Source organism: Streptomyces humi (assembly GCF_001005085.2).
GTDB lineage: Bacteria > Actinomycetota > Actinomycetes > Streptomycetales > Streptomycetaceae > Streptomyces > Streptomyces humi.
This window is the reverse complement of the sequence record NZ_LBMU02000088.1, coordinates 83,020-93,495: the sequence shown is the minus strand read 5'-3', so window position 1 is coordinate 93,495 and position 10,476 is coordinate 83,020. Positions and strand designations below refer to the sequence as shown.

11 protein-coding genes are annotated in these 10,476 nt (G+C 72.5%); 4 read left to right on the top strand and 7 right to left on the bottom strand.

All coding sequences use genetic code 11. The annotated features are described in order from the left end of the window. Nucleotides 1-9: 9 nt before the first annotated feature. From AAW13_RS34575 to AAW13_RS34545, 7 genes are read right to left on the bottom strand one after another with little or no spacing between them, the layout of a single operon-like run. Nucleotides 10-327 (bottom strand): hypothetical protein, encoded by a 318-nt coding sequence (locus AAW13_RS34575; protein WP_046731335.1) that lies wholly within the window; start codon nt 325-327, stop codon nt 10-12. Next, entirely contained in the window at nt 293-688 is a 396-nt protein-coding gene (locus tag AAW13_RS34570; RefSeq protein ID WP_046731334.1) for a hypothetical protein, read from the bottom strand. The genes AAW13_RS34575 and AAW13_RS34570 overlap by 35 nt, the downstream gene beginning before the upstream one ends. Beyond that, on the bottom strand, nt 685-1,392 hold the full coding sequence (locus tag AAW13_RS34565) for an ABC transporter ATP-binding protein (protein ID WP_046731333.1): 708 nt from the start codon (nt 1,390-1,392) through the stop codon (nt 685-687). Before AAW13_RS34565 ends, AAW13_RS34570 begins: the two co-directional genes overlap by 4 nt. After that, on the bottom strand, nt 1,389-2,099 hold the full coding sequence (locus AAW13_RS34560; RefSeq protein WP_046731332.1) for an ABC transporter ATP-binding protein: 711 nt from the start codon (nt 2,097-2,099) through the stop codon (nt 1,389-1,391). Before AAW13_RS34560 ends, AAW13_RS34565 begins: the two co-directional genes overlap by 4 nt. Continuing rightward, nucleotides 2,080-4,191: a branched-chain amino acid ABC transporter permease gene (locus tag AAW13_RS34555; RefSeq protein ID WP_046731331.1), complete on the bottom strand. Its 2,112-nt coding sequence runs from the start codon at nt 4,189-4,191 to the stop codon at nt 2,080-2,082. Before AAW13_RS34555 ends, AAW13_RS34560 begins: the two co-directional genes overlap by 20 nt. Beyond that, nucleotides 4,192-5,580 carry an ABC transporter substrate-binding protein gene (locus AAW13_RS34550; RefSeq protein ID WP_046731330.1) on the bottom strand — a complete coding sequence of 463 codons (1,389 nt, stop codon included), beginning with the start codon at nt 5,578-5,580 and terminating at the stop codon, nt 4,192-4,194. Between the two features lie 46 nt (nt 5,581-5,626). Beyond that, nucleotides 5,627-7,081, bottom strand: a complete 1,455-nt coding sequence (locus tag AAW13_RS34545) for an aldehyde dehydrogenase family protein (protein ID WP_206306318.1) — start codon at nt 7,079-7,081, stop codon at nt 5,627-5,629. Nucleotides 7,082-7,406: 325 nt separating this feature from the next. Between AAW13_RS34545 and AAW13_RS34540 the strand changes: the two genes are divergently transcribed. Genes AAW13_RS34540 through AAW13_RS34525 form a run of 4 tightly spaced genes read left to right on the top strand, consistent with a single transcriptional unit; the run spans nt 7,407 to nt 10,357 of the window. Beyond that, a complete protein-coding gene (locus AAW13_RS34540) occupies nt 7,407-7,979 on the top strand; it encodes a carboxymuconolactone decarboxylase family protein (RefSeq protein WP_046731328.1) in 573 nt (190 codons plus the stop codon). Beyond that, nucleotides 7,969-8,418, top strand: a complete 450-nt coding sequence (locus AAW13_RS34535) for a nuclear transport factor 2 family protein (protein WP_046731327.1) — start codon at nt 7,969-7,971, stop codon at nt 8,416-8,418. The genes AAW13_RS34540 and AAW13_RS34535 overlap by 11 nt, the downstream gene beginning before the upstream one ends. Beyond that, the gene (locus AAW13_RS34530) at nt 8,415-9,518 is read left to right on the top strand and encodes an acyl-CoA dehydrogenase family protein (protein WP_046731326.1); all 1,104 of its coding nucleotides are present in this window, start codon (nt 8,415-8,417) and stop codon (nt 9,516-9,518) included. The genes AAW13_RS34535 and AAW13_RS34530 overlap by 4 nt, the downstream gene beginning before the upstream one ends. Nucleotides 9,519-9,520: 2 nt before the next feature. Beyond that, nucleotides 9,521-10,357 carry an acyl-CoA dehydrogenase family protein gene (locus AAW13_RS34525; RefSeq protein ID WP_046731325.1) on the top strand — a complete coding sequence of 279 codons (837 nt, stop codon included), beginning with the start codon at nt 9,521-9,523 and terminating at the stop codon, nt 10,355-10,357. The last annotated feature ends 119 nt before the right edge of the window (nt 10,358-10,476 follow it).

The following is a 10,476-nucleotide window of genomic DNA, read 5'->3' as shown; positions in this document are numbered from 1 at the left end:
GTGGGGCGTTCAGTCGGAGGCGGGGAGGGGTTTGGCGGCCTTGAGGGTCATGGGGACGCCGTCGCAGGCGAGTTCGCCGGTTCCGGGGCTGGTGCAGAGCAGTTCGAGGGTGCCGTCGGCGTCGGTGTAGCGCTTGCCGAGGAGGGTGACCGGGGCGCCGGCCGCGGGCGGGGCGGGCGGGGCGCCGGCGGCAGCGGTCATGGGGGCGCCGCCGCAGGTCAGGGCCGGCTGCCGGTCCGCCGGGGCGCGGACCACGACGACGCGGGTGCCGCACACCGTGCTGGCGAGCTGGTCACCGGGGCGCGGCGTCGGTGCTGGTGAGGTCATGGTTCGGGTCCCTTTCCGGCAGGCGGTCGGCGAGTACGGCGAGGTCGTAGGACTGGCGGGCCATCCAGAACCGCAGGAAGCCGGTGAGCGAGTAGCGCAGGAACAGGGCCGCGCCGACGACCGTCGCCGCGATTCCGCCGAGGCCGAGGGCGAGGGCGTCGTTCTGGTCGAGGGGGTTCTGGGTGGTGTGCGAGACGAAGTACGCGGAGACGGCGAGGACCAGGCCGACGGTCATCAGGGCGGCACCGAGGCGCAGCCAGAGGCCGGCGCGGGCGGCGGCCGGGTCGGGGATCCTGAGGTCGGCGAGTTCGCGGACGAACCGGTCCGCGCGGGAGTCTGGAGCCGGCTCGGTGGAGGTCATGCGGAACTCCCCAGGTAGAGGGCGGACAGTTCGTCGCGCAGTCCGCCGTCGGGGCGGCCCTGGCGTTCGATGCGGCCGCGTACGAGGACGGCGGCGTGGTCGGCGATGCCGAGGACGGCGGCCGCGAACTGCTCGACGACCAGGACCGCGACGCCCTGCCGGGCGATCTCGGCGACCTGTTCGTAGAGCCGGGAGACGACCAGCGGGGCGAGTCCCATGGACAGTTCGTCGAGGAGCAGCACGGCCGGGTCGGTGGCCAGGCCGCGGGCGAGGGCGAGCATCTGCTGCTCGCCGCCGGAGAGCGTCCCTGCCGCCTGGCCCGGCCGCTTGCCGAGCACGGGGAAGCGGGCGTAGGCGACCTCCTCGATCTCCTGGCGGGTGCGGCCTGTGAAGGTCATCATCAGGAGGTTGTCGCGCACCGAGAGGTTGGGGAAGACACCGCGTCCCTCGGGGATGAGGCAGACTCCGGCCCGGGCCAGGTCGCGGGGGTCCACGCCGGTCATGTCCCTTCCGCCGAGCAGGAGTTGCCCGGACCGGGGTGGGTGGAGTCCGGCGGCGACGTGCAGCGTGGTCGTCTTGCCGGCGCCGTTCGGGCCGAGCAGCGCGACGACCTGCCCGGGGCCGACGCTCAGGTCGACGCCGTGCAGGACGGTGATGCCCTCGTGGGCGGCGCGGACGGCGCGCAGTTCGAGCAGAGCGTTCACGCGTCCCCCAGGTAGGCGGCGAGCACCGTCTCGTCGTCGCGGATCACCTCGGGCGGTCCCACCGCGATGACCTTGCCGAGGTCGAGCACGTACACCTCGTCGCAGACGCCCATGACCAGGCCCATGTCGTGTTCGACGAGGACGACCGCGGTGCCTTCGGCGGCGAGCGAGCGCAGCAGGGCGGCGAACCGTTCGGTCTCCTCGCCGTCCTGTCCGGCGGCGGGCTCGTCGAGGAGCAGGAGTGCGGGCCGTACGGCCAGGGCGCGGCCGACCTCGACGAGGCGGGCGACGCCGGTGGGGAGGTTGTCGGCGGGGGTGTCGGCGATGCCGGCCAGGCCGAGCCGGTCGAGGAGGCCGTCGGCCACCTGGGCCGCCCGCCGTCGTTCGGGGCCGAGTTCCGCGGCGACGAGGAGGTTGTCGCGGACGCTCAGCCGGCCAAAGAGTTCCAGGCGCTGGAAGGTGCGGGCCAGTCCGTGCCGGCAGCGCCGGGCGGGGCCGAGGCGGGTGACGTCCCGGCCGCCGAGGACGACCCTGCCCGCCGCGGGCCTGCGCAGCCCCGACACCACGTCGAACAGGGTGCTCTTGCCGGCTCCGTTGGGTCCGATGAGGCCGGTGATCCGGCCCCGGTCGGCGGTCATGCCGGCCCCGTCCAGGGCGCGGTTGCCGCCGAAGGTGACGGTGACGCCGCTAACGTCCAGCAGTGGCACGGGTCAGCACCTCCCCGTCCTCGGGCCGCCAGGGCCGTCGTACGCCCCACCACTCGACCGGTACGTCCGCCTCGGCGGTCGGGGCCTGGCGGGCGGCGGCCCAGGCGCGCAGCGCGAACCCGGCGGCCAGCGAACCGAGAAGGAACGTCCAGCCGTCGACGGCGCCGGTCAGCCGCAGTACCCAGCCCAGGGCCAGGGCGCCGAGCAGGGCGGGCAGGGCGGCGGGGTCCCGGCCGAGGGGTTCCCACTGGCGGCGGAGCCTGGCCACGATCCCCTCGGGGCTGTGTCCGAGGCCCATGCCGGCGAGGGCGGGCAGCACGGTGACGATGTTCTGTGTCCAGGAGGCCACACCGGTCAGGGCGTTCGGGCCGAGGTAGGCGGTGCCGGCGAACAGGCCGTCGCCGACCGCGCCGAGGCCGCCGATGACGGCGACGAGGAAGATCGGCAGTCCGGCGACGAGGTTGAACTGCTCGGCGGTGACGGCACGTTGCTGCATGCCGTAGAGGGCGCCGCCGAGTCCGGCGATGCCGGAGGACAGCGCGAACACGGCCACCTTGGTCACCAACAGGTTGCCGCCGAGCGTGGCGTACGCGGCCTCGCTGTCCCGCAGTGCGATCAGGCGCCGTCCGAAGCCGCCGCGCCGCAGCCAGGCGACCGCGAGGGAGGCGAGGCCGAGGCAGACGGCGGCGAGGACGGTCAGGTCGGCGGCGGAGTCGAGGCGCAGGCCGAACAGGTCGGGGCCGCTCATGTCCACCGAGCCCTGGTCGAAGAACGAGATGCGCAGGCCGAACAGGTGGAAGGCCGGCAGGGTGAAGACCCACCGGTCCAGGACCACCGTGACCGCGGCCGTGCCGAGCGCCAGGTACACGCCGGAGAACCGCAGCGCGGGCACCGCGATCAGCGCCCCGGCCGCCCCGGACACGGCGATCGCGGCGGCCAGCGCCCAGAGTTCGCCGTGCGCGCCGAGGTGCCCCCATACGACGGCGCCGATGCCGGCCATGCTCAGCTGGCACAGGGAGATCTGCCCGGCGTACCCGGCGAGCGGGACGTACGACAGGGCGACGATGCCGAGCGAGAAGACCGGCCCGTAGCTGACGAGGTCGGCCTCGTCGAGGACGGTGGCCAGCACCACCCCGGCCATGACCGTCGAGGCGGCGAACACGGCGGTGCCGCGCAGGCTGGGCGCCGGGACCTGGACGAGCCGCCGGTCGCGGTGGCGCAGGCCCGGGTGGCGGAACAGGAGCAGGGCGAGGAAGAGGAGCAGGGCGGGGGCCGCCAGGCGCAGGCCGGGCAGGTAGGGGTTCTGTGGGAGGTAGCCGGCGAGGTAGCTCTCCATGCAGCCGACGACGACCGCGCCGGCGAAGGTGAGCGGCAGGCTGCGCAGCCTGCCGAAGACGGCCGCGGTGTAGGCGCTGACGATCAGGAGGGAGAGCTGGGCGGCGTCCAGGGCGACGGTGGGGGCGATCAGGATGCCGCCGATCGCGGCGAGTTGGGTGCCGAGGATCCAGGCGACGCGGCTCGCCCGGACCGGGTCGGCGCCGGTGAGCCGTACCAGGGCGCGGTCGTCGACGGTGGCGCGCATCTCGGCGCCGGTACGGGTGCGGTTGAGCAGGAACCAGAGGCCGGCGGCGACCGCCACCGCGACGGTCATGGTGATCGCCTGGTGCCAGGTGAGGGTGGCCGGTCCGAGGTGGAAGGGCTGCTTGTCGGCGAGGAAGACCGACAGCGGCCGGGGCAGGTCGGGGTTCCAGATCCAGCGGGCGGCGGCGATGGCGCCGCTGAGCAGCGCCACCGTCATCACCAGCCGTTCGGCCTCGCCGAGCCGTTGCACGGGTCGCATCAGGACCCGCTCTACGGCGAGACCGAAGGAGGGTGCGAGCACGAGGAGCACCAGCGCCAGGGCCGCCGGGACCGGCCAGCCCCAGCCGACGGTGAACTGCCAGTAGCAGAACGCCGCCAGCATGCCCGCCGCGCCGTGCGCGAAGTTGAACACGCCGGTGGTGACGTAGGTGAGCACCAGGCCGCTGCCGATGACGGCGTAGATGGCCGCGGTGCTCAGGCCGACGATCCCGAAGGTCAGGAACTGCTCCATCTACTTCACGTCGCTCATGCTCTTGCCGACGTCGGCGAGGGTGAGGGGCTTTCCGTAGGTGCCCTTCAGCTTGTACGGGGGTGTGTCGCAGCGGTAGGCGCCGTCGTCGGGTTCGAATGCGGCGGGCTGCCAGCCCTTGGGGGTGGCCTGCTCGATGTTGAAGCACTTCAGGGGGGCGTCCGGCCGGGACAGGTCGACGGGGGCCAGCAGTCCGCCGCCCGTCCAGGCGTTCTCCTTGGCCGCGGCCTCGTAGACGCATGTGCGGGTGAGGGCTTCGCCGCAGGAGGAGGCCGCCTTGGCGAACAGCAGCCAGGCGGCGAAGCCGCGGATGCCCGGCATCGTGATCTGCGCGTTCGGGTCGTACTTCTTGAACAGGGCGACCAGTTGGCCGGTGGCGGGGTTGTCGGCCGCCTTCTCCAGCGGGTACACGCCACCGAGGTCGGCCAGGTTGTTCTGGACGGCCAGGGACTTGCCCGCGAGCTGGAGGAACGCCGGGCCGTAGGCGTTGTTGTTGGCGTCGATCCAGTCGAGCTTGTAGTTCATGCCGGTCAGGACCTGTTCGAGCTTGGCCAGGCTCGCGAAGTCGCCGTTGAACACGAGGCCCTTGACGCCCTTGCTCTTGATCGACTGGGCGTAGGGCGTCCAGTCCGAGACACCGGCCGCCGGGTAGAGGTCCTTGTAGACGATCTTCGCTCCGGAGGCCTGCAACGTCTCCTGGGTCTGGGCGTTGATGACCTTCGTCACCGGGGAGTCGCCGCCGATCGTCCCCACGTGTGCCGCCGACGCGGGGTAACCCTCCTTCAGGACCCAGGAGTAGTACCCCTGGTAGCGGGCGTAGGAGGCGCCACCGGTCTCGTTCAGCTGGAGGCCGGACCCGTTGTTCTGGATCTGGCTCACCTGCGCCGGGAAGTCGGGCAGCAGACAGTTCAGCCGGTCCTGCACCCCGAGGGCGTCCAGCGCCGCGCCGCCGCCGACCAGGGCGAAGTCGTGCTTGCAGGCCTCCAGCATCTGCTGGCGGACCTGCGTCAGCTTGGTGTCGCGGGTGGTGGCGACGAGCTTGCGGCCGTCGATGCCGCCGGCCGCGTTGCACCAGGAGGTGAACACCTTTGCGGTGTCGGCGAATTCGGGGTTCTTGGTGAAGCCGACGTCGGAGAAGACGCCGATGTCGATGGAGTCGGCGGTGACGCCCTGGGCGGGCGCGCTCTTCGCGGTGCCCGGTCCGCAGACCTTCTTCAGGTCGCCGAAGTCTCCGGACGCGTCCTGTTGTGCGGCCTTCGTGGGTGTCGCGCCGCCGTCGCTCGTGTCGTCGGCGCTGCCGTGGCCGCCGCACCCGGCGACGGCGAGCAGTGCGGTCGCCGCGAGGGCGGCGGGGACTGCGTGGACTCTCACGGGGTTCCTCCTCGGTGGTGTTCCCCGGACTGCTTCGTGCCGGTGGTCAGCGCACCGGCACCGCGAAGGTCTTGAGCTCGAGGAACTCCTCGAGACCCGCGACGCCCATCTCCCGGCCGATGCCGGACTGCTTGAACCCCCCGAACGGGGCGTCGGCGGCGAAGTAGTTGCCGCCGTTGATGCTGAAGGTGCCGCTGCGGATCCGCCGGGCCACGGCGGTGGCCCGCTCGTCGTCGGCGCCGAGCACCGCACCGGACAGGCCGAACACCGTGCCGTTGGCGATCCGGACGGCGTCGTCCTCGTCGTCGTAGTCGATGACGGCGAGCACCGGTCCGAAGACCTCTTCCTGGGCGATCTCGGCGGCCGGGTCGACATCGGTGAGCAGGGTGGGCTCGTAGAAGAAGCCCTCGCGGTCGGCGGGCCGGCCGCCGGTCACCAGGCGGGCGCCGGCGGCGACGGCCCGTTCGACCATGCCGTGCACCTTGGTGCGCTGCTTCTCGCTGATCAGGGGGCCCATGTGGGTCGCCGGGTCGGCCGGGTCGCCGTACCGGACCTTGCCGAGCATGGCGGCGACCAGGGGGACGATCTCGTCGTGCCGCCCGCGCGGGACGAGCAGGCGTGAGTTGAGTGCGCAGCCCTGGCCGGCGTGGGAGCAGATGCTGAAGGCCGCGAACATGGCGGCGTTCGCGAAGTCGGCGTCGTCGAGCACGATCATCGCGGACTTGCCGCCGAGTTCCAGGAAGACCCGTTTCAGGGTGGCGGAGGCGGCGGACATGATGGACTTGCCGACCGGGGTGGACCCGGTGAAGCTGATCATGTCGATGCCGGGGTGGGTGGTGAGCAGTTGCCCGGCTTCGGGGCCCGACGAGGTGAGGACGTTGACGACACCCGCGGGGATGTCGGTCTCCTCGGCGATGAGCCGGCCGAGCGTGAGGGTCGTCCACGGGGTGTCGGGGGCGCCCTTGAGGACGACGGTGCAGCCGGCGGCGAGCGCGGGAGCGAGCTTGGCGAGGGCCAGCTGGTTGGGGAAGTTGTACGGCAGGACGGCCGCGACGACTCCGGCGGCCTCCTTCTCCACCCAACGGCGGTGCTGCCGTCCCCGGCTCTCCACGGTGCCGAGTTCTTCGCGGAACTCGTAGCGCTCCAGCAGGTCCGCGTAGAACCTGACCAGCTCGATGGGTTCGTCGAGCTGGGGTCCGTGGGTGAGGGCGCGGGGCGCGCCCACTTCGGCGATGGTCAGGTCGCGCAGTTCCTCGCGGTGCGCGTGCAGCGCGGCGTGGAGCTGGCGGAGGCAGCGCAGCCGAAGGTCGCGGTCGCGCATCCAGTCGGTCGTGTCGAACGCCCGGCGAGCGGCGGCGACGGCCTTCTCGACATGGCCCGCGTCGGCCTCGGATGCCGTCCCCAGCACCTTCCCGGTGGACGGATCGACGGTCTCGAAACTGCGCTCCGCGGGTACGAGATCCCCGTCGATCAACAGCCGGTCCTCATGGAAAAGACTCACGGCTCCCCATCTCTTCTGGGTGTCACAGGTCCTGTGGCCACGTCTCTACCTGCGGTGGAAAGTAGCTTCTCGCCAGATGAGAAGCAACCTGTCGTGCAGGAGAATTAGGCATTCACGCGACAGCGGGAGGAATCATGCCCGGTCAGCGCGGCGGCATCGCGATCGCGATGGCCCGGAGGGGCGGGCTGGGACTTCGGCAAGCTGTGCGTCCGACGGTTGACGCGGGGCCGCAGGGAATGGAAATCTGACGCTCAGAATTGAGAACATGATTCTCGACGAGACCAGTGATCACGAGTTCACGCATCCTGCGTCCGAGGGAGCACGCATGCCGCCTCGCCTGCCTCCGCTGCCGGACGACCAGTGGGACGACCGCGCCCGCGAGGTGCTCTCCGCCCTGCTTCCCCGGAGCATGCGCAACGCCGCGGCGGCGGGCAACGCGATGTCCACGCTCGTACGGCACCCGGAGCTCACCGCCGCCTTCCTCCCGTACAGCACCTACCTCCTGGTCGGCTCGACGCTGCCGGACCGGCTGCGTGAGCTGGTCATCCTGCGGATCGCCAGGCGCCGCGACTGCGCGTACGAGTGGACGCACCACTTCTACGCCGCCCAGCAGGCCGGCCTGACCGAGGCGGAGGTCGAGGCGGCCGGACAGGGCAAGGCGACCGACCCGCTGGAGAGCGCGGTACTTGACGCGGTGGACGAGCTGGAGGACGGCTCCGACGTCTCGGACCGCACCTGGGCCGCCCTCTCCGAACACCTCGACGAACACCAGCTGATGGACCTGGTGTTCACCGTGGGGACCTACGCCCTCATGGCGATGGCCTTCAACACCTTCGGCATCCGTCCCGAACACGACGCGCGCGAGCGTGCGGAAAGGAGGCGGGCCCGTGGCCACTGACCACACAGCCGCCGACACCACCGACGCCACCACCGCCGACCTCGTGGAGATCCAGCAGCTCCTCGCCCGTTACGCGGTGACCATCACCCGCGGCGACATCGACGGACTGCTGGCCGTCTTCACGCCGGACGGCACCTACAGCGCGTTCGGCGACACCTACCCCCTCGCGGAGTTCCCGGCGCTGGTCGCGGCCGCCCCCAAGGGGCTGTTCCTCACCGGTACGTCCGCCGTGGAGCTGTCCGGCGACACGGCGACGGGCACCCAGCCACTGTGTTTCGTCGACCACGCCACCCACGACCTGCGCATCGGCTACTACGACGACACCTACCTGCGCACCACCGAGGGCTGGCGGCTGCGCACCCGGGCGATGACCTTCATCCGCCGCGGCGGCGCCCACGACTCGGGGCGCCCGCACGCGTATCAGCGTCCGACCGGATGAGCGCCCTCACCACGGCGGCGGACTTCCGCACGGCCCTGCGGGCCTGGCTGGACGAGAACGACCTCTCCCCCGGCCCCGACCACTCCTTCGACGCCCAGGTCGCCCAACTGGCCCGGGTGCGCCGGGCCCTGTTCGACGCGGGCTGGATGCGGTACGGCTGGCCACGGGAGGTGGGCGGCCTCGGCGGGCCGGCGGTGCTGCGGGCGGTGCTCGGCGAGGAGGTGGCGACCCGGGGACTCGCGGAGCCCGGCATCTACTCGATGGTCGAGGTCCTCACCCCGACCCTCGTCGACCACGCCCGTCCCGAACTGGCCGCGGCCATGGTCCCGTTGCTGCTGAGCGGCCGGGAGCAGTGGTGTCAGGGCTTCTCCGAGCCGGGCTCGGGCAGCGACCTGGCCTCCCTCACCACCCGGGCGGCACCGCGGGACGACGGCACCTGGGTGGTCAACGGCCAGAAGGTGTGGACGAGCCTCGCCCAGTACGCGGCCCGTTGTGTCCTGCTCACCCGCACCGCCCCGGGCCACGAGGGCATCACCGCGTTCTTCGTCGACATGGACACCCCCGGCATCACCGTGCGGCCGCTGCGCACGATGCACGGCGTCGACGAGTTCGCCGAGGTCTTCTTCGACGACGTGCCCGTGCCCGCGGACCGGATGCTGGGCCGGCCCGGCGACGGCTGGCGCCTGGCGATGGACCTGCTCCCGCACGAGCGCTCCACCTGCTTCTGGCATCGCGTCGCCCACCTCTACACCCGACTCGACCGTCTGCTCGCCGAGACCGCGACCCCGGACGACGCGGCCCTCGGCGCCGCCTACCTCGCCCTGCACACCGTCCGCTGCCGCTCCCACGCGACGCAGCGCCGGCTCGCGGACGGGGTCCGGCTCGGCCCGGAGACCTCGGTCGACAAGGTCCTGCTGGCCACCGCCGAGCAGCAACTCCTGGAGACCGTCAGGGACTTGCTGCCGGGGGTCCTGGAACTGACCGAGACGCCCTGGCGGTCGGAGTACCTCTACGCGAAGGCGGCCACCATCTACGGCGGCACCGCCGAGATCCAGCGCAACATCATCGCCCGCCGGCTCCTGGACCTGGGGAGGGAGTGACCGTGAACGACGCCGAGGTGGAACTGCTCACGCAGACCCTGCGCAGGACGATGACGGGCACGGCCTCCGGCGCCGCCCTCGACGCCGCTCTTGCCGGACTGGGCTGGGCCGAACTGCTCGCCGAGTTCCCGGCGGTGGCGATACCGACGGTGTTCCGGCTGCTGGGCGAGACGGGCGCGCACGCCCCGGTGCTGAACGACGTGGTGCTCACGGCCGCCGGGCGGCCGGGCGGCGGCACCGTGCGGCTGCCGTACAGCGGCGGCTCGTGGGTGGTCTGGGAGCGGGGCGCGGCGGCCACGGGCCGGACGCTCGACGAGGACCTGCCGCTGCGACCGGTGCCGGCCGACGGTCCGGGGCCCGTTCCGGAACTGCTGGCGCGGCCGGACTCCACCGCGGCGTCCGTACCGGTCGCGGCGGGCCGGCGGGCGGTCGGCTGGTGGCTGCTCGGCACCGGCCACGCCATGCTGGGGCTGGCCCGGACGCACGCGCTGGACCGGGTCCAGTTCGGCCGTCCACTCGCCGCCTTCCAGGCGGTACGGCACCGGCTCGCGGAGACCCTGGTCGCCCTGGAGGGCGCCGAAGCCGCCCTCACGGCGGCCGGGGACGACCTGGGGTCGCTGCTCGCCAAGGCGGCGGCCGGGCAGGCGGCACTGACCGCGGCCCGGCACTGCCAGCAGGTGCTGGGCGGCATCGGGTTCACCGCCGAGCACCCGTTGCACCGGCACGTCCGCCGGGCCCTCGTCCTGGACGGACTCCTGGGCAGCGCGCGGGAGCTGACGCGCGAGGCCGGGGCGCTGGTACGGGCGAAGGGCACCGCGCCCCGGCTGGTTCAGCTGTGATGCACGCACCCCGGCTGGTTCAGCTCTGACTCACCGGGGCGCACGCCTCGGCCGGCCGTGGCTCACCGGGGCGCGGGTCCTGGTCGGCCGTGGCTCACCGCGCGCGGGTCCTTGCCGGC